The following is a 20,356-nucleotide window of genomic DNA, read 5'->3' as shown; positions in this document are numbered from 1 at the left end:
TCATCCGGAGGCTGATGTAATGGGTAAATATATTTATAATTCAAGTAAAATAAAAATAATCAGAATAATGTCTGGGAATAGTCCATTATTGATATCATCTAAAGGGTGTAATATTCTAGTTGATACAGGAATTAAAAAGAGATGGGAAACTATTACAAGAAATATTGATAAGTTTCTGAAGAATGGAAAGTTAAATGCTTTAATTTTAACTCATGCACACTATGATCATGTAGAAAATGTAGCGGCTATAAAAGAAAAGTATAACCCTCTAGTTATTATTCACGAAAAAGAAGCTAAATATTTGATAGCGGGGATTTCATCTCCTTTACTTGAATGTGGACATTCGACTGGTGCAAAAATTAACAAGTGCAAAAAAGCAAAACATTTTTTCACCAGTATAAATCCCGATATTTTGATTGAGGATAGTTTTGATTTAGCTCAATATGGGATTGATGGCAAAATAATTAGTACACCTGGTCATTCAATAGGATCGATTTCAATTATTATAGATGATGTCGGAATAATTGGAGATGCTTTGGGAGGGATGACAAAGAAACCGTTTGCAAAATCTATGAATATTGCATCGCAGGAAACTGAGAATTCGTGGCTAAAATTGATAGATTTAAATTGCAATAAATACATTCCTTCACATGGTAATACGGAGTATAGTAATGATGATTTAAAAAAAATGTATGTTGACTACAAAGAAATTATAGAAATTTATTGATATAGAATTAAGGAAAGTAAAGATAAAAATAAATTTTAAAAACTAAAAATAAATTTGAAAACTATAGAAATTCATATGTTTTAGTTATAGTATTAGTATATATTAAATTAAAATAAAGCATAATTATTATGGGGAGGATTTTGTAATGAGATTTTTTATGGGTGGATTCCCACCAATCTTTATGATTTTTTTTGCTATAATATTGGGAGTAATTATATTTTCAATTATAGCTACTGCGAAAAATTATTATAGAAATGCTACTTCACCGATTTTAAGTGAGCATGCACGTATTGTATCTAAAAGAACAGAAGTGATAAGAAATAGTTCTATGAGTGGTGATAATCATACTCACAATTCTTCTCGTACTAGATACTATGTAACATTTGAAACAGATGCTGGTCAAAGAATAGAGCTTATTTTAAGCGGAAAAGAATATGGACTTTTAGCAGAAGGTGATATTGGATTATTAACTTATCAAGGTGAATGGTATAAAAAATTTGAAAGAGAAATATTTAGATAATAAATGTTTTTAATCCGGAAGGAGATATTACATGATTGAAAGGATTATTTTATTTTGTAGGAGCATAATTAAAAAACTTCTATTGAGTTTAAAGCGTTTTCCTGAAGCTATAGTATTGGTGGCTACTATTGTGTTTATAATTATATTTATGAATCATGCTAGATTTTTACAAGAATCAACAAGTGAAATACTTAGAAGAATTTGTTTGATTTTAGCCTTAGGGATTCCAGTGTTTCTTAGTGTTAGAGTTCTCTTTGAAAAAATATCATCATTAAAGAAAAGAACAAAAGTATTGATTTATGCAGGTGCAATTGGAGGGCTAATACTATACTTCTTTTTATTACTTCAGGACTTAAGTAAAGTATCTGTGTCAAGATATATAGCTTTCAGTATTTGTTTTTATTGCATTTTTGCATTCATACCATATTTCTATAAGAGAGAATACTTTGAACTTTACATCATTGAACTATTCAAAAGTTTTTTCATAACATATTTGTTTTCAATGATAATTTACACAGGTTTTATTGCTATGCTCTTCACAATAAAATCACTTTTTTCAATAAATATATCAGAAAAAGTATACTTTGATAGTATGCTTATCGTTGCAGGAATTTTTGCACCAGCATTTTTCTTGGCTGATATACCTGAATATGATAAGAAGTTTAATGCTGATAACTATCCAAAAGCTTTAAAAGTTCTTTTGATTTATATTTTGGTACCGATTATAGTTGCTTACTCCACTATATTATATGCATATTTTATGAAAATACTTGTAACAAGACAATGGCCTAAAGGCATTGTTTCAAAGCTAGTTCTTTGGTATTCAATAATTAGTACAATTATAATATTCTTTATTTATCCATTACGTAAAATGAATAAGTGGGCAAAAACTTTTATTTCTTATTTTACCATAGCTATTATTCCTCTTTTAGGAATGATGTTTGTTTCAATGATTATTCGAATTAAGGCATATGGTATAACAGAAAATAGGTATTTCGTTATTATAGCTGGGTTATGGGTAACTGGATGTATGATATATTTTATTTTTGCGAAGCACACAAGAAATATAATTCTGCCTATATCTTTGGCTTTAATTTCGATATTATCTGTATCGGGACCCTGGAGTTGTTATTCTGTTTCGAAGCTTAGTCAAAACATAAGGTTTGAAAAAATACTAAAAAAGAATGATATGATTAAGAATGATTCAATAATCAAGCTAAATAAAGATTTATCTGAAACAGATAAGAAAGAAATCAGCGGTATAATTTTGTATTTTAACAAGTATCATGATTTGAAGGATTTGAAATATCTGCCTAAGGATTTTAAAATAAGTCAAATGAAAGATGTTTTTGGTTTTCAATTACACACATATAATAATAAAAGAGATAAAGAATACTTTAATTATTATGCTTTGGAAAATGGTGAATTCTTAGATATTAAGAACTTTGATTATTTTACTTATATTTCAAGCAATAATTATACAAACAAAAATCCTTCTAAAGAGGAGCTTAGTGTTGTATATACTTTCCCAAAAATGGAACTCAAAATATACAAGCAAGGTAAATTAATCTATAGTAGAAATGTAAAAGATTTATCAAAAGAATTGCGTAAAAAGTATAGAGAGAAAAATCAAATGAAAATGAATGAAATGACAATTTATGATCAAACTGAAGAAGTAAATGTTCTTTATGTGTTTAAGCATATTCATGGCTTTGAAGATAAAACTACAAATGAAATAAATATTAATGATTTAGATTTTTATTTATTTATTAAAATACATGATAAAAAATATTGATAATAGTGAATCTATAAAAAGATTAGTAGTTTTTTTACTAATCTTTTTTTTATATAAATGAAGATTAATGAAATGATAGTTGATGAAGAAAATGAATGGGTTAATGTGCATTTCTATGGCATAATATGTTATAATTATAATAAATAGTTAATATGAATGAGCATTATAATTATTACATTGTAATGGAGATGATTTGTATATGAGAAAGAGAGTACTGGGGATTGTACTATTAATTGTATGTAGTTTGCTATTGTGTATGTATAAATCAAATATGAATATTAAATTAGATAATAAAGAAAAGACGGAAATTATTTCACTTGTCAATTCTTACTATAATAGACTAATGAATAGAGATTATAGAGGAACATTAGAATTAATTGATTTATCTAAAACTGATTATAATAAAGCTTATCAATCATTAAGCAATAATAATGGATATAAAATTCAACAGCGGCTCGAAGCAAACCATTGGATAATACCTGTGAATAGTAAATATGATTATATTTGTTACGATAAGAAAAACAAGAGCTTTGTTATACTAATTGGTGCTAACATCATTAATAATGGTAAAAGATATGCTGTAACTGAACGTGTATATGTAAAAAAAATTGGATGGCATTTTAAAATTATTAAGATAACTACAGATGATAGATTTGGTTATATAAGAGGTTCATTTGTCAGCACATTTTAATTTTGATTTAGAAATGATTATTATTTATGAATTGTACTATTGAACTAGATTAGTTTGGCAGATACCAAAGTGGTTACAAAAATATTTATGCTAAAAAATTAGTACTAAAAATTTTGAGAGAAAGAGGTGTTAAAATGAAATCATTAGTTATTTACTCAAGTCTAACAGGAAATACTGAAAAAATTGCTCATTGTATTGCAGATGAATTAAGTTGCCAAGCAATTAATTTAAACAAAAATAATACTAATGACATTGATTTAGAAGGTGTTGATATTGTTTTTATAGGTAGCGGAGTATATGCTGGTAGATTGCACAAAAACGTTATAAAATTTGTAAAGAATTTTAGTAATCGAAATGTAAAAGCTGTTGTTTTTTTTGCTACATGGTTTGGAAGAGGCAAAAGCATAGAAACGGCTATAAATAATTGCAAAAATATTTTATTAAATAAGGAGCATCATGTGTTAAATGAGTACTTTGAATGTTATGGAAATGGTTTTAAATTTATCAGGAAAAACCATCCTAATGAAGAGGAATATGCTAAATCAAGAATTTGGGCTAAGAATATAGTGAAAATAATGGAATAAGAATATAAATTTATCGTGGGGAATAGCAAAAAAATGATGAATTTACTACTATATTGCACTGATTTGATGTATAATACTGCATAGAATAGTTATTTGTTGAGGTGAAATATGTTTAATTTAACAGAAGAATATATTAAAGAACGTTGTGTGAGTGATGTTATTTTTATGAGAGGAAAAGAATACAAACTAAAAAATAGAATAAAATATATAAAATATGAACCAAATGATAACTATGTATCAGCACTTGTATCAGGGACAATGGATTATTTGGTTTTTGCGAATTTTACTTTTGATGGGAAATTTTTAAGTGCACAATGTAATTGCCCTGCATATAGTAAGTATTGGGGAAATTGTAAACATATAGTTGCGGTGTTGCTTGAAATAGCTGATAGAGATGCACATGGAGAGTTTGATAAGCTTATGAATAAATATACTGTTGAAAGCATTATTAATCATTTTAGAAATAGGTATGTTTATGATAAAATAGCTCTTAATATTGAAATAACTTATGGGTATGATAGCGATGAGTATGAGCACAGTGTTGGAAAACATTCATATGTTAGTTTGTCTATTGGTGAGAGTAGGTTATATAAAGTAAAAAGTATGAGAAATTTTTTAGGGAGTATTGTATCAGGTGAACCAATATATTATGGTAAAAAGTTTACATTCGATCCTAGAATACACGTGTTTAAGGATGAAGATGGACCTATATTAGAAATGCTAAAGGAAATTTATGAGAATGAAGAATATATAGTGCCATATACAAATAGGTATTATGCAAATAGTCATTTTTCTAGAAATAAAGTTTTTCTTACTGACAGTTTAACAAAAAAATTTTTTAATATGTTGGGTGACAGACCGTTTAACGCGATGATATTAAATAAATCATATTCTAATATTAGAATAAAGCAAGCAATGTTGCCAATTGATTTTACTGTTGATAAAGCTGATAATGATTTGCTATTAAAAATGAATTGTAGTGGTGATATTGTTCCTCTTGTTAATGATGGAGAATATGTTTTTTTTCAAAATGAAATATATAATTTGCCATATGAACAGAAGCAGAATTTTATACCATTTTATAATGAATTAAAACGTAACAGGCAGAAAGCAATTGTTATTCCAGATATGTATAAAGAAACTTTTGTGTCAGAGATATATCCATTAGTTAAAAAAATTGGTGATGTAAGTATTGATGAAGAAGTTGAAGCTTTAATATATAAACCTGATTTAAAACGAGAGATTTATTTTGATATGGAAAATGATAATTTAGTAGCAAAAGTCAAATTTGTATATGGAGATATAATGATAAATCCATTTTTACATGATGAGAAAAATGTTACTGGAGATGAAAGAATATTAGTAAGAGATATGGAGGGAGAAGCCAAACTTCTTAAAATAATAGAAGAAGTTGGATTTAAAGTTTTAAATGGTCATATATATCTTGAAAATGATGATTATATATTTGATTTTTTGTATTATACACTACCTAAAATTCAAAATTGTGCGGATGTATTTTATTCTGATACTTTTAAAAATACTAAAATTAAGGATGCATCATCATTTAAAAGTGGAATTAGGTTGAATAAAGAAAATGATATGTTAGAATTTAGTTTTAGTATAGATGGAATTTCTGATGATGAAATCAAGGAAGTATTAATGTCTTTTAAAGAGAAAAAAAGGTATTTGAAGCTTAAGGATGGAACATTTATACCTTTTGATGTTCCTGAGATGAGGGCAATAAGTGACATAATTGAAGGATTAGATATAAATGTTGAAGATTTTGAAGATAAAGTTGCAAATATACCTAAATATAAAGCATTATATTTAGATGAAAAAATAAAGAATACAGGTAAAATGAATATTAAGAGGAATCTTCAATTTAAGGAATTGGTTCAAAACATTAGAGAGCCTGGAGATATTGATTATTCTGTTCCAGAAGAATTAAATGCTACTCTTAGAGATTATCAAAAATTTGGATTTAAATGGCTTAAAACATTATCTTGCTACGGTTTTGGTGGTATTTTAGCAGATGACATGGGTCTTGGAAAAACATTACAAGTATTGACGTTTATTCTTTCTGAAAAGAATGAAAAAGGTTGTGCACCAAGCCTTATTGTAGTACCAACTTCATTAGTATACAATTGGTATGCTGAAGTTGAGAAATTTACACCTCAGCTTAGTGCACTTATGATTTCAGGAAACAAGAATGAAAGGATTGAAGCGTTAAATCATGTTAACGATTATGACTTGGTAATAACGTCATATCCATTAATAAGAAGAGATATAGATTATTATAAGGATATTAATTTTAGATTTTGCATCTTGGATGAAGCACAGTACATAAAGAATCCTCAATCGCAAAATGCTAAATCTGTAAAAAAGATAAATGCAAAGGGGCGATTTGCTTTAACAGGCACTCCTATAGAAAATTCACTCACGGAACTTTGGTCTATATTTGATTTTTTGATGGAAGGTTATCTTTCAAATCATAAGAAATTTGTTTCAAAGTTTGAAAAACCTATTGTGAAAGATCAGGATAATAAAGCGGCTGAAGAATTAAGGAGGTTTATACGTCCATTTATTCTTAGAAGATTTAAAAAAGATGTATTAAAGGAATTGCCTAATAAAATAGAACATAAATTGATGGCAGAACTTACTAAAGAACAGAAAAAAATATATGTTGCATATTTAAATAAAATAAGAGGCGAATTAGAACAGGAGATAGCAGAAAAAGGGTTTGAAAAAAGTCAAATTAAGATTTTAGCAGCATTGACAAGGCTTAGGCAACTTTGTTGTCATCCTTCGTTATTTATTGATGAATATGATGGAGAAAGTGGAAAATTAAATCTTTTATCTGAAATTATTGATGAGTCATTAGAAAGTGGTCACAGAATACTCTTATTTTCTCAATTCACAGGTATGTTATCTATAATAAAGGATATGCTTTTAGAGAAAAATATTGATTTTATGTATTTAGATGGTTCAACAAAATCTAAAGATAGAGGCAAACTTGTAGAGGATTTTAATAAGGGAAAGGGAAGCATATTTTTGATATCACTAAAAGCTGGAGGTACAGGGCTTAACCTTACTGGAGCTGATGTTGTAATACATTTTGATCCATGGTGGAATCCAGCAGTTGAGGAACAGGCAACAGATAGGGCTTATAGAATAGGGCAAAAGAATGTTGTACAGGTAATGAAGATTATTACAAAAGGAACAATAGAGGAGAAGATTTTTGAACTCCAGCAGAAAAAGAAGAAAATAATTGATGCTGTAATTAAACAAAATGAAACATTGATAACAAAAATGAGTGAAAAAGATATTATGGAACTTCTAAAAATGTAATTGGGTATATGAAAATTAAGGCATTTGAAAGAAAATAACAAGTCAAAGATGCAATATAAAGGGGGTTACTATTTACTTGAATGAGTTTTAAGTGAATATATGTTAATAATGTAAGAGCCATTGTTAACATAATCGTATTTATTAACATACGCTTTAAGTAAATATATGATAATAATGCACCCTGTTTGGGTGCATTAATTTTTACAAATCTATTTTATTTTCAATCAAATAAGAAGTTGCAATGAACATACCTACAAAAATTAATATACTGAATATAGTTCCAGCAATATTCAGTTGCACCACTCCATGACTAATTGAAATAAGAGAATTATTGTTAAATGAAATACTAAATACTGAACCAGACAACATTTGCAAACTATCAGATTTAAATGATAAACTATAAGGTGAAATATTTATGATGAACATTTGCAATCGAATTATAATGAAGTTCAATATTAAAAATGCTATAAATGCCACAAAACCGCTTAATTTACCAGATTTTAAGCCAATTCTTGTTATTGTAATAGAAAAATATATCATTAGAATAAAAGTGAATATATGTAACAAACTTGAAAATATTGATACAATCATAAATGATTTAGAATAAAGTAAATTTTTTAGTAGCGATAGTATGTTCTGTGATAATGAATTTTTAGCTATCATATCAATAGAAATTATAGATAATATATAACAAAATGCAAACCATACAAAAGCAACAATCATCTTGCTTGCTAAAAATTTTCTACCACTAACAGGGAGTGTGAATGTTAGGTATCCTCTTTCTTCATAAAGCTCATTTTTAAAACTACTTATACTGAATATTAAAAGTATTACATATACTGCAAACCAAATCAATATTCCAAGGCTGAATCTTAATTCACCATTATCAACTCCAACTAGTAATGCAAGACATAATAATATTGCTGAAATAAAAACACCAAAAAAAAGTTTGAAATTTCCTTTAAATTCGTATTTGAGAAGCTTACCCATTATATTTCCCCCTTTTACTCTGCAAATATTTCTCTGTATATTTCATCTATAGATTTATTATTTTGAATTCTGAGTTCTTCTGCATTTCCCTCTTTAATAATGCGTCCATAGGATATGAATGCAACATCATCAAAAATTCTTTCAATATCTTTAACCAAATGAGTTGTTATTATCATAGAGCTGTTTTCAGCATAATTGTTTATTATAGCATCTAATATTTTTTCCCTTGCAACAGGATCTACCCCTGCGATAGGTTCATCTAATACATAAAGCTTTGCTCGTCTAGATAAAACCAAGCTTAGATTTAACTTCTCAGTCATTCCTTTTGATAATGATGTTACTTTCATATTTTTATCAAGTTTCATGAATTTAAGAAGTTCATTCATTTTGTTTTCATCAAAATCATCATAGAAATCCTTAAATAATTGTACTGCATCCTCTATTTTCATCCATTTGTATATATAATTTTTATCAGGAAGGTATGAAACGATTTTTTTGCTTTCAACACCAGGTTTCATTCCAGATACTAAAATTTGTCCACTAGATTCTCTTAATAGACCTGTTATTATCTTTATCAATGTTGTTTTGCCACTACCATTTGGACCTAGCAATCCTAATATTTTCCCTTTTTCTAATTTTAAATTTAGTTTAGTAAGTGCTATTTTTTTACCGTAATTTTTACATAAATCCCTTGTTTGCAATACGTAATCCATTTTTATCCCTCCTGCTTATATTCATTAGAAATCATTTCAAGTATTTCATTTTTGTCAAAGCCTAAATGTTTCATTTCTTTAATAAAATTAGAAAGAATATCTTTACCCATATCTATTTTTAATGATTTTATTGCATTTTCATCTTTAGTAACAAACTTACCCATTCCTCTTTGAGTGTAGGTTAATCCTTCTCTTTCTAGTTCTGCATATGCCCTTTGTATAGTATTGGGATTAACCTTTATTTTAAGAGAAAGTTCTCTTACAGATGGCAATTTATCTCCTCCTTTGATTTTGTTTGAAGCTATTTGTCCCTTAATGTAATTAACTATTTGAATATAAATAGGTTCTATATTGTTAAATTCAATGTTCAATTTATCACCTCTCTTGATGTATTAGTGTACTATACATATAGTACACTAATACATTGGTAATGTCAACAGTTTTTTTGGTATTATAAGTAAGATATTAAATATTTTGATTCATGTGGAATAGGGCTCCGCATTGAAGAGTTCAGTTGTTTGATTTCCTATTAACATGAAGTTTATTATATTGGTCAATGAATTTGGCAACATCAGTATCAGTTACAGCAGAATTCGTATATCTGATTTTTATATAAATTTTTCTCATGCTGTCAATTACATTTAAGTCAAAAATATTTTTAGATTTTTTATTTATATCATAAGATGTATCACTTTTATTTAAACAAATATTTTCTTTTATACACTTTTTCATATATTTATAATAATAATGTCTAATTTTATTGCGATTATTTTTAGGAAAAATATTCTTTTTGAGAGTATTAATTAAATTATTCTTATGTTTAAGAATATCTAAATTAAAAATGAACTCAGAGGTTTCAATATACTCTTCTGGTGAATTGCTTAAAATATGATTTTTTTGTAGATTCTTGATTATTTTAATTATTTTTATTATCAAAAATATTATCAATATAATAGCAATAGTTAATAAAATATAGTTGAAAATAACTGTGTTGTGATGATTCTGTATGATTTTATTATGTTTAAAACCGGTGTGGTAATCAGCCTTATAAGTTTTCGAGTCGAATTTTGGATAGAATTTGTCTAAATGCAATAATTTTAATATGAGCAACACAATATATATGAGTAAATACTCTAATAGTGAAATAAATTTACTTATCATAAGGAAGAGAGTTTTCCTTACGCTGTTTATGCTTAAAATGAACACTATTGATAAAACACACAAAGAAGATACAATATTAATTATTCTATTTTTATTGGTTAAAACAGTGTTTCTTGTGTTTTTTGCTAAAATTATTGATGATACTAAATAAACTAAAAAGTAGGGGAGTAAAACATTTTCGAATCTTGTAATATCATAGGCAAAATGAGAAAATAAAAATATTATAAATACGACGAATATACCTTTAGATAGCCTAGTTTTTGATGAATAATAAATTGCTTTGTATCTATCTTTTAAAATAAAAACAATAGAAAATATGCTTATAATTGCAACCAGAATTATATCATTTATTTTAGTCATAAATAATGCTGGAATACACATTAGTACCAATGGTAGAATAAAAAAATTTGTTTTTTTGTCTTTGAGAAGGCATGAAGTAAAAACCAGTAATATAAACCACAAGAAAAGAAGTAAACTTAGCACGAAATTATTACCAGTAAAAATTAAATAATTAGAAATTCCAAACAAAAATGAATATTTACTTAATATTTTTAAGAAATATCTTTCTTTCATAGCATATTACCACCTTCGACATATGTTAATATATTATTTGATATATAATTGATATTTTTATCACTGAGAGTTATTAATATTACTTTATTTTCTAGGTTAGATAGATTATTTATATAATTTATGTCTTCTTCAAATATAATGGGTGTTATGATTACATATGTTCCACAATTGCAATAACTATTTATAATATTATCTAATAATTCGTTAAAGGAGATTTCAACATTGTATACTATTTTACCTAAACTTTTTAATATTGTATTATGGTGTTGAGGATTTGAACATATATAGGCTTCTTTTGATATGTCTTTGTTATTTTCTGATTGAGCATTTGTTATGAAACCATAAGGAATATTTTCATCTTCAAAATCATCTATAATTGTTCTAGCTAGTGAAATACATTTTTCGATTTTATTTGAGTCTATTTTTAGCCAAAGAGGTCTATATGTTTCTATGTTTAGAATAATCATTGCAGAATTATCAGAAGTATAATCAAATTGTTTTACCATTAACTTGCCAGATTTTAATGATGATGGCCAGTGAATGTTCTTTTGGGGTTCAAAACCGGTATATTCTCTTATTCCAACAATTAATGTTGGGTCATCCATAATCCATCTTTTAACTGAAATATCACCATTAGTACTACCACGTGGTTCTATGAGTTTATTTAATGCTATTTTTTTTGGAAGAACAATAATTTCATTATCAAATTTGATTTTTTTACTAAATGTTTTGAAGCCAAGGAAATCACCTGCTTTTAAATCGACGTCATTCATAAAATATCTACCTCGTTTTGTGAAGTATACTCTATATTTCCTTTGTACCCTTTGAAAAGGTAATACTGATAATGTTGATGTGTGGTAAATTTCCTCTGAGGCATTAGTAATGTTAGCTTTTAATTTATAAACAATATCTTTAGGGAATTTTTCGACAAATTGCACAAATGTAACAGGAAGTATTTTGTTATTTTCTAAAGTTACAATAATGTCGAATTCATCCCCAATTTCCACTAAATTTTTTGTTATTATCCTGTTTGAATTTAAATTATAAAGGGCAAATTTTTGCGATAATCTGTCGAATATTAAAGCTACAACAATCAAAAAAAGAACAAAATATGACACACAAGCACCCCCTTAGATATCTTCTACTGGTGCATTGACAGTATTTAAAAGTTCATGAATACTAGAATATATATTGCCTAATTTATTATATTTTTTATTTATTACTCTATGATTCAGTACATATAATGCCATTTTTTTAACATCTTCAGGTATAATGTAATCCCTTCCATTTATAGCAGCACATGCTTGACTGGCTTTAAATAATGCAAGTGTTCCTCTTGGGCTGACACCTAATTCGAATAATTGAGTATTTCTTGTTGCTTCAACTATATCCATAATGTATTGAAGAATATCTTGAGAAGCATTTACCTTACAGAAATTATATTTAACATATTTTATTTCATCTTCTGTTACAATGCTTTTTAAGTGTTCTACAGGATTTCCTTCTTTAAATCTTTGAATTATGGCTATTTCTTCACTGCGAGTAGGATACCCAATGCTTATTCTCATAAAGAATCTATCTAGTTGTGCTTCAGGGAGAGGAAAAGTACCGAAGGATTCTACTGGATTTTGAGTAGCTAATACCATAAAAGGTTCTGATAATTTTCTTGTTTCTCCATCAACTGTTATTTGCTTTTCTTCCATAGCTTCTAGTAAACTTGATTGTGTTCTTGGAGTGGCTCTGTTGATTTCATCTGCTAGAACAATATTTGAGAAAAGAGGACCTTTCCTGAATTCAAAATTTAAACTTTTTTGATTATAGAAGTTAATTCCTGTTAAATCCGACGGTAAAAGATCAGGTGTAAACTGTATTCTTTTAAAGTTACATCCTAAAGTATTTGAAAATGATTTTACAAGAAGTGTTTTACCCAGTCCAGGAACATCTTCGAGGAGAACATGTCCACCACATATGAAGCTTATTGTTATCAAATCAATTATATTTTCTTTTCCTATAATGACCTCTGATACACTTTTATTTATTTTATCTTTTAAGTTTACAAATTTATTAATATCAATACTAATATCCATATTTATCACCTCATGTATGATTATAACATATTTGAAATTGGTAATGATTATTTTATCTTGTAAATTATAATTACGTTTTTGTAAGGTGTGTCTTACAAAAATGTAATATGTATCTTACAGAATATTCAATGTAAATTTAATGAAATATGGTAAAATATAAGGAGATATGTTTCTATAATGTATTTTGTAATGTATTTTGTAATGTATTTTGAGGAGATGATTTGTATGAAATCTTATTTACTAAAGAGAACTTTAAGTTTGATACCGATTTTTTTTGGAATATTGTTGATATTGGGAATAATGTTTGCTGCTCTTCCAGGTGATTGTTTGAGTGCTAGTATAGGAATGGATCCCAAAGTAAAACATCAGTTAAGAGAACAGCTTCACCTCAATGATCCAAAGATAGTTCAATTTGGATATTGGCTAAAGAGTACCATTAATGGTGAATTTGGACATGATGCATGGGGAAATGATTATAAACCTATGTTAAAAAGAGCCATAAAGAATTCTTTAATATCATATTCAGCTGCATTTTTATTAAGCTTTATTATTTCCATTCCTTTAGGAATGATAGCTGCATGTCATGTGAATGGAATATTTGATAGAATTATAAGAGTGTTTATTTCTATATTTTCATGTATACCTGAGTTTATGGCTGCATTGCTAATTGGATTGTTTGTAAATTATGGTGCTAAAATTTCTCAGGTATATTCTGATACTGCTTATTTAACACCTATACCTAAAACAAAATTCACTATGTACTTAGCTATGGTTACTACACTGGTTTTAGTAACTTGTTCTGGATCGTTAAGATATGTTAGGACGAGCATAATTGATATAATAAATAAAGATTATATAAGAACTGCTAGATCAAAGGGTCTAAAAGAAAAAATTGTTTTGTATAGGCATGGACTTAGGAATGCTCTTATTCCAATAATTACACATATGGGTAATACTCTTATAGTAATGATATCATCATCTATAACTATGGAAATTGTTTTAGGATATTGGGGTATTGGATATGCAATGTATATTGTAATTTTGAGAAGACAATATTGGTTAATGCTATCTCTTACATTTTTTGTTGTGATTTTTACACTTTTAATTAATTATTTTATTGATATTTTGTATGCGATAATCGATCCTAGAGTTAGATATAACAGATAAATTTGTATCTAAAAATTATTTTAAAAATAAAGAGGAAATAATATAAGCGTGCAGAATAGAATAAGAATAGATAGCTGAAGAAGCTGAAGATATATTGATTTTAAACACATATGGACAAGTATTGCTAATAAAAGTAATGAACTGTCCCCAAGAAGGAGTGACTTATTTTATGAATAGACAAAGATTAAATAAAGTATTAAAAGAGATGGAAAGAAAGAATATACCTCAAATGTTGATTTCTGATCCATCGGCGATATTTTATCTTACTGGAAAGTGGATTCATTCAGGGGAAAGGATGTTGGCACTTTATATTACATCATATGGAGAACATAAATTATTTATAAATGAATTGTTCCCTGTACATGAGGACTTAGGTGTTGAAAAAATATGGTTTGATGATACACAAGATGCTGTGGAAATAGTTTCAAGATATGTAAATAAGGGAAAGTCAATGGGAATCGATAAAAATTGGCCAGCACGTTTTCTGCTAAGACTTATGGAACTAAAAGGTGGAAGTACATTTGTTAATGCTTCTGAAATAATAGATAGAGTCAGAATGTGTAAGGATAGTGAAGAGAGAGAATTAATGAAGGAAGCATCTAGAGTTAATGATACTGCAATGGGCAAAATTATCGATTTGATTCCTCAAAAATACACTGAAAAGAAAATGGGACAGATTTTATTGGGTGTATATGAGGAATTAGGAGCAGAAGGATATTCTTTTGATCCAATAATAGCATATGGAGCAAATGGGGCAGATCCTCATCATGAATCAGACAATTCAGTAGTTAAAGAGGGAGATAGTATAATTATAGATATTGGATGCAGAAAAAATTCATACTGTTCAGATATGACTAGAACTGTATTTTATAAATCTGTTTCGGATAAATCCAGAGAAGTGTACAATACTGTCTTAGAAGCAAATAAAAGAGCTATCAGTATTGTAAAACCAGGAGTAAGATTCTGCGATATTGATGCTGCTGCTAGAGAGTATATTGAAAATGCTGGATATGGAAAGTACTTTACTCATAGGACTGGACATTCTATAGGAATTGAATGTCATGAATTTGGGGATGTTTCTTCGGCAAATACTAAAACTGTTGAGCAAGGAATGATATTTTCTGTTGAGCCAGGCATATATATACCTGGAGAAGTTGGTGTTAGAATAGAAGATTTAGTTCTAGTAACTGATGATGGCTGTGAAGTATTAAATAAGTATAATAAAGAATTAACTGTAATTGAGTAATTAAGGCATCTTCAATAAAATAACTAGTCAGTATGTTACTTTCTTTCATATGTCTAGTTTGATAAAAATTGAGAAAAATTAAGGCTTGGGTGGTGGATGTATATATGTTAAATTCAATTAATAAGAAGATTGCAATGTTACTTTTCTTGGTTTTTTCAGTTTTCATTGTTACTATGTGTCAACTTTTATATACATTTAATTCTTTAAACGATGATGGGGTAGCTATTAATTTATCAGGTAGTCAAAGAATGAGGACAATGCTTTTAAGTAACTATTCTTTGCTGTATAAAGATGCAAGTAATGGGAATATTAGTTCGGATATTAAAGATATTAAAAATACTCTCACAAAAGAGCTGGCTATGTTTAAAAAAATTAACAGTGCTCTTATAAGTGGAGATGATAGTTTAAATATCTCAGAAAACAAAAATATGACTATTGTAACGGAGCTGAAAAGAATTCAACAAAATATAGAAAAGTATGAAACTAGTGTTGATAATGTAATAAATAATGTTGATGTAGATACGAATGTGGAATATATTTATAATAATGCTTTAGAATTAAAAGGTATGTTTAATACTATTGTTTTGATGTACCAAAAACAATATGATAATAAAATTTCAAGATTTAAGATTATGCTATACGTATATCTTATGATAGGAATAATTATTTTATTTATTGGAATTGGAATAGCTAAGAAGACAATAGTCATTCCAATTAAAAAGATAACTGAAAAACTTGGCGAGATTGCGTCTGGTAGCGGAGATTTGACCAAAGAAATTGATATTAAGAGCAATGATGAAATTGGTGTTCTTGCACAAAACTTCAATGCATTCTTAAAGGATATACGAGAAATGGTAGCTACTATAGATTCAAGTTCGAAAGAAATATTTGAATCCATAGATGTGCTTGTTTCTTCAACTAATGAAGTTGCAGTTACTTCGAATAAGCTTTCGGTTGCAACTAATGAAATTGCTGTTGGCTCTAATGAACAAGCACAGGATGTTTCTGCAACTGCTGAAAATATTATAGATTTAGGTAATGAAATTAATTCAATTAGAAATTTATCGCAAAACATGAAAGAATATTCCGAGAAGATTAGGACATTAAATGAAAACAATAAAAATAATATGGATATGTTATATAAACATAATCAAGAAAACTTTGCAGCTGCAACAGATATTTATCAAGCCATTGAAAAACTTTATGAGAATACACTTAATATAAGTACAATTACTGAGGTTATTACAAATATTGCAAATCAGACTAATATGTTGGCACTAAATGCTTCTATTGAAGCTGCAAGAGCAGGTGAACACGGTAGAGGTTTTGCTATAGTGGCAAATGAAGTAAGTAATTTGGCTGATCAGTCTGAACAATCTATTAGTCAGATAGCTGAATTGATTTCAGTGATTCAGGAAGATGTTAAAAACACAAAGATACTTATGGAAAAAATAATGAAGCTTACTAAAGAACAATCAAAAGCTGTTGAGGTAACTAAACAAGACTTTGAAGTTATTACAGATTCATTAGGACGTATTATTGATAAGATTGATGATGTGACAGATAAAGTAACAATTGTTGATAAGAATAAAAATAATATCATTGAAACTATTGAGAATATTTCAGCTGTATCAGAAGAAACAGCTGCATCAACGGAAGAGTTTGCTGCATTTTCAGATAAGTTTAATGTTTCTGTTAGAGAGATAAATAATATTACAATTGCTCTTAAACATGCAAGTAAAAATCTTTCAGATTTAATAGGACAATTTAAATATTGATTATTTGGAAATTAATTGTATGTAAATAAATTTTGAGCCTGTAAATATTTTAGTGCGATTCTCAAGCATAGTCTAGTACAGGAAAACAGTAAAATTCAGTATTACAAATTGAGTTGTCAAGTCATTTGTAACTTATTGTAATGATTTTTGCTCATTTAAAGTATTTATAATATATGTTTATCATAGCTATTTATCATATATAGTACAATGAAAAAATGCAGCATGTAGAGATTTTCACAGTGAACATTGATGCAAAATATATGTACATTAAATATAAATATTGCATATTACGAATTGAAGTAAGTTATTTGTAAGTTATTGTGATAATTTTTGCTCGTTTGCAATATAGTAATAGAACTAGACAGTAGTAGCAAGGGGGAAGTTACTATTGTCTAGTTCTATTATTTTGTAATATGCTTGTTGAACAAAATTGTATAAACAAAACTTTCATTAAAAAGGAGTTTACTTATTGAGCAAGTGTTTAACAAATACTATTATTTTATTCATTTTACCACCGATAAGAATGGTTTACTTACTGAGTAGGTATTTAGCAAATCAAACTTACTTGCTATTATTACTGCTGCTCTAGTGAGTTTACTTACCGAGTAGGTATTTAGCAAATGGTGAATTTGAATCTATTATGATTTTGGTGTTGTTTTTCAATGTTTTTTTGTAAGTTTGCAATGTTTTATAGAATTCATAGAATTCAGGATCTTTATTGTAGGCCTCATTATAAATTCTTGTAGCTTCAGCATCGCCTTCACCTTTTATTTTTTCAGCTTCAGCGTAGGCTTTTGCTTCAATTATTTTTGCTTGTTTATCAGCTTCAGATTTTATTTTTTGAGCTTCTTCTAGACCTTCGGATCTATATTGCTTAGCTTTCTGTTCTCTTTCAGTTTTCATCCTATTAAATATATTTTTACTGTTTTCTGATGGTAGATCGGTTCTTTTTATTCTAATATCAATAACTTTAATACCATAATCTTTAACAGATTTATTTACTTCTTTTATTATTGTGTCAAGCATTTCATTTGTGTATGCTTTATCAGAGATAAGCATATGTGCTTCTGTTTGTCCAATTTTTTCATTCATTTTTGAAAACATAATATCATCAAGTCGTGTATGAGCAGTTTGTTCATTTCTCATTGCTGTGTGAAACAAAAGAGGGTTTTCTATTATCCATTGAGCATTATTATCTAAAATAAGCTTTTTCTTGTCTTTTGTGATTACTTCTCTAGGATCGGTATCATAGGTAAGCAATCTATTATCGTATTTTTTTACATTGTCCAAGAAAGGTACTTTAAAAAACAAGCCTTTTCCTTCAAGTATTTTTACATTTTTAAATTTGGTTCTTTTTACAGTTGATTCTATATCATGAGTTTTTTCATCTACTATTATTTTTGTAACTTCACCAAATCTTGTTACAACAGCTTGTTCAGTTTCGCTAACTGTAAATGTAAATGATGGAATAAATATAAGTGTTGCTAGAAGTATAACGATACCAATAATTGTTTTTTTAAACGCTTTTATTTCTTTATTGCTATTGCTGTTTGGACTTGTTTGGGTATTTTTAAAATTATTCATTGTATTATTCGATTTATCAATTTGTGATTGATTTGTAATATTGAAAGTAATATTCGAATTATTATTATCCATATTACTTGTCCTCCTTGCTCGATAAGTTCAATTTGTTATTTAGATTTAAAATATTTAATGTATTGCCATCTTCGCTCAATATATATTTATCCATATTTGGTAGTATTTCTTCTAAAACTTCTAAATACATACGTGTTTTAGTTACTGTTTTACCATCTTTATATTTTTCAAGTATTTGAACGAAATTTGCTACATCACCTTTTGCTTCTTCGATCCTCTGGGTTTTATATGCTTTAGCTTTATTAACCATTTCAGCTGCGTTACCACGAGCTTTTGGTATAACTTCATTTTTATAGCTGTTTGCTTCATTGATATAACTGTTTTTATCTTCTCTTGCACTTGCAACATCTTTAAAAGCAGCATCTACTTCTTGTGGTGGATTTACATCTTGAAGTTGTATTGCTGTTATTGCTATGCCAAGTTTATATTTATCAACTAATTTTTGAAGGTCATCTTTAATTTCCTGCTGAATTGCAAGCTTATTATCTGTCAATACATCATCAAGAGTGTGACTAGCAATGGATCTTCTTATAATTGATTCAGATATTATCTTTAATGTATCTACTGGATCATCAACTTTAAAGAAGTAATTTTTTGCATCTTTTATTTTATATTGTATTATAGTTTCTGCATTTACTAGATTTTCATCACCTGTAAGCATAAGGCTCTCTTTAGTGTTTGATGTATATCTTGGAGTTTTTCTTGTGCTTCCTTCTGATAAAGTCCTAAATCCAAATTCTAATCTGTGTACCTCATTCATATTAGCCTTGTATACCTTATCAATAATTGGAATATGCCATTTTAATCCAGCATTTGAATTAGAAGATACATGTTTACCAAATCGAAGTATTACTGCTTCTTCTCCAGTTTTAATGGTATAAATTCCCGATAAAAGGAATATAGCGATTATAATCATAGAAAAAACAGATATAATCGATTTTGTGTTTGTTCTTGGTAGTTTTGTTTTTGGCAGTTTTGTTTTAAGTGGATTATTCAACCCGGTACTCCCTAGAAAATTTGTACTTTTCATTATAACACCTCTCCTACTAAAATTTGATTTAATTAACTTGTTGATATTATTATATAATATAGTATTTAATAACGCAATATATATTTTAATATACATTATTTAATATTATGTATTACGACCAAATTAGCATTGAATATCTTTGGTTTACTTAAAAATGCTAATAATTACTAATATAATTACTCAGTTATTACTCATTAATCACATTAATCACAAAGTTAGTACTTAATTACTGATATGATTGCTGAGATAATGAATGCTGAAATAATGTGATATTTTTGATATGATATACT

The 20,356-nt window shown here is 27.6% G+C and carries 17 protein-coding genes; 9 read left to right on the top strand and 8 right to left on the bottom strand.

The features are described 5' to 3' along the window. Window positions 1-19 precede the first annotated feature (19 nt). From CLTEP_RS02350 to CLTEP_RS02325, 6 genes are all read left to right on the top strand, one after another. Complete coding sequence (locus CLTEP_RS02350; RefSeq protein WP_066822050.1) at window positions 20-727, top strand: MBL fold metallo-hydrolase; 708 nt, start codon at window positions 20-22, stop codon at window positions 725-727. A gap of 145 nt (window positions 728-872) precedes the next feature. Next, the gene (locus tag CLTEP_RS02345) at window positions 873-1,247 is read left to right on the top strand and encodes a DUF2500 domain-containing protein (RefSeq protein ID WP_066822047.1); all 375 of its coding nucleotides are present in this window, start codon (window positions 873-875) and stop codon (window positions 1,245-1,247) included. 31 nt (window positions 1,248-1,278) lie between these two features. Then, window positions 1,279-3,042 carry a DUF4153 domain-containing protein gene (locus CLTEP_RS02340; RefSeq protein WP_066822045.1) on the top strand — a complete coding sequence of 588 codons (1,764 nt, stop codon included), beginning with the start codon at window positions 1,279-1,281 and terminating at the stop codon, window positions 3,040-3,042. Between the two features lie 199 nt (window positions 3,043-3,241). Further along, a complete protein-coding gene (locus tag CLTEP_RS02335) occupies window positions 3,242-3,733 on the top strand; it encodes a hypothetical protein (protein ID WP_066822043.1) in 492 nt (163 codons plus the stop codon). Window positions 3,734-3,867: 134 nt separating this feature from the next. Beyond that, a complete protein-coding gene (locus CLTEP_RS02330) occupies window positions 3,868-4,317 on the top strand; it encodes a flavodoxin domain-containing protein (protein WP_066822040.1) in 450 nt (149 codons plus the stop codon). Between the two features lie 108 nt (window positions 4,318-4,425). Further along, the gene (locus tag CLTEP_RS02325; protein ID WP_066822038.1) at window positions 4,426-7,665 is read left to right on the top strand and encodes a DEAD/DEAH box helicase; all 3,240 of its coding nucleotides are present in this window, start codon (window positions 4,426-4,428) and stop codon (window positions 7,663-7,665) included. A 201-nt stretch (window positions 7,666-7,866) separates the two neighbouring features. Here the strand turns inward: CLTEP_RS02325 and CLTEP_RS02320 are convergent, their stop codons facing one another. The 6 genes from CLTEP_RS02320 to CLTEP_RS02295 all read right to left on the bottom strand — a co-directional run bounded on the left by CLTEP_RS02320 (window position 7,867) and on the right by CLTEP_RS02295 (window position 13,189). Continuing rightward, window positions 7,867-8,655 carry a hypothetical protein gene (locus tag CLTEP_RS02320; protein WP_066822035.1) on the bottom strand — a complete coding sequence of 263 codons (789 nt, stop codon included), beginning with the start codon at window positions 8,653-8,655 and terminating at the stop codon, window positions 7,867-7,869. Between the two features lie 14 nt (window positions 8,656-8,669). Then, window positions 8,670-9,368, bottom strand: coding sequence for an ABC transporter ATP-binding protein (locus tag CLTEP_RS02315; RefSeq protein ID WP_066822032.1), 699 nt, complete (start codon window positions 9,366-9,368; stop codon window positions 8,670-8,672). A 2-nt stretch (window positions 9,369-9,370) separates the two neighbouring features. Beyond that, window positions 9,371-9,739 (bottom strand): GntR family transcriptional regulator, encoded by a 369-nt coding sequence (locus CLTEP_RS02310; protein WP_066822030.1) that lies wholly within the window; start codon window positions 9,737-9,739, stop codon window positions 9,371-9,373. A gap of 139 nt (window positions 9,740-9,878) precedes the next feature. Further along, window positions 9,879-11,102 (bottom strand): hypothetical protein, encoded by a 1,224-nt coding sequence (locus CLTEP_RS02305; protein ID WP_066822029.1) that lies wholly within the window; start codon window positions 11,100-11,102, stop codon window positions 9,879-9,881. After that, on the bottom strand, window positions 11,099-12,220 hold the full coding sequence (locus CLTEP_RS02300) for a DUF58 domain-containing protein (protein ID WP_066822027.1): 1,122 nt from the start codon (window positions 12,218-12,220) through the stop codon (window positions 11,099-11,101). The genes CLTEP_RS02305 and CLTEP_RS02300 overlap by 4 nt, the downstream gene beginning before the upstream one ends. Window positions 12,221-12,232: 12 nt before the next feature. After that, complete coding sequence (locus CLTEP_RS02295) at window positions 12,233-13,189, bottom strand: AAA family ATPase (RefSeq protein ID WP_084364562.1); 957 nt, start codon at window positions 13,187-13,189, stop codon at window positions 12,233-12,235. Window positions 13,190-13,414: 225 nt separating this feature from the next. Here CLTEP_RS02295 and CLTEP_RS02290 point away from each other — a divergent pair, with 225 nt between their 5' ends. The 3 genes from CLTEP_RS02290 to CLTEP_RS02280 all read left to right on the top strand — a co-directional run bounded on the left by CLTEP_RS02290 (window position 13,415) and on the right by CLTEP_RS02280 (window position 17,380). Continuing rightward, entirely contained in the window at window positions 13,415-14,356 is a 942-nt protein-coding gene (locus CLTEP_RS02290; protein ID WP_066822025.1) for an ABC transporter permease, read from the top strand. A 169-nt stretch (window positions 14,357-14,525) separates the two neighbouring features. Continuing rightward, a complete protein-coding gene (locus tag CLTEP_RS02285) occupies window positions 14,526-15,602 on the top strand; it encodes a M24 family metallopeptidase (RefSeq protein ID WP_066822020.1) in 1,077 nt (358 codons plus the stop codon). Between the two features lie 104 nt (window positions 15,603-15,706). After that, entirely contained in the window at window positions 15,707-17,380 is a 1,674-nt protein-coding gene (locus tag CLTEP_RS02280) for a methyl-accepting chemotaxis protein (RefSeq protein ID WP_066822018.1), read from the top strand. A gap of 594 nt (window positions 17,381-17,974) precedes the next feature. Here CLTEP_RS02280 and hflC read toward each other — a convergent pair. Both hflC and hflK read right to left on the bottom strand, forming a co-directional pair. Beyond that, window positions 17,975-19,036, bottom strand: coding sequence for a protease modulator HflC (gene hflC / locus CLTEP_RS02275; protein WP_084364558.1), 1,062 nt, complete (start codon window positions 19,034-19,036; stop codon window positions 17,975-17,977). Between the two features lies 1 nt (window position 19,037). Beyond that, entirely contained in the window at window positions 19,038-20,066 is a 1,029-nt protein-coding gene (hflK, locus tag CLTEP_RS02270; RefSeq protein ID WP_161938342.1) for an FtsH protease activity modulator HflK, read from the bottom strand. Window positions 20,067-20,356: the final 290 nt, after the last annotated feature.

This window comes from Clostridium tepidiprofundi DSM 19306 (assembly GCF_001594005.1).
Taxonomy (GTDB): Bacteria; Bacillota; Clostridia; order Clostridiales; family Clostridiaceae; genus Clostridium_AC; species Clostridium_AC tepidiprofundi.
Note: the sequence above shows the minus strand (reverse complement) of the source record. Positions and strands in the feature narration are given on the sequence as shown.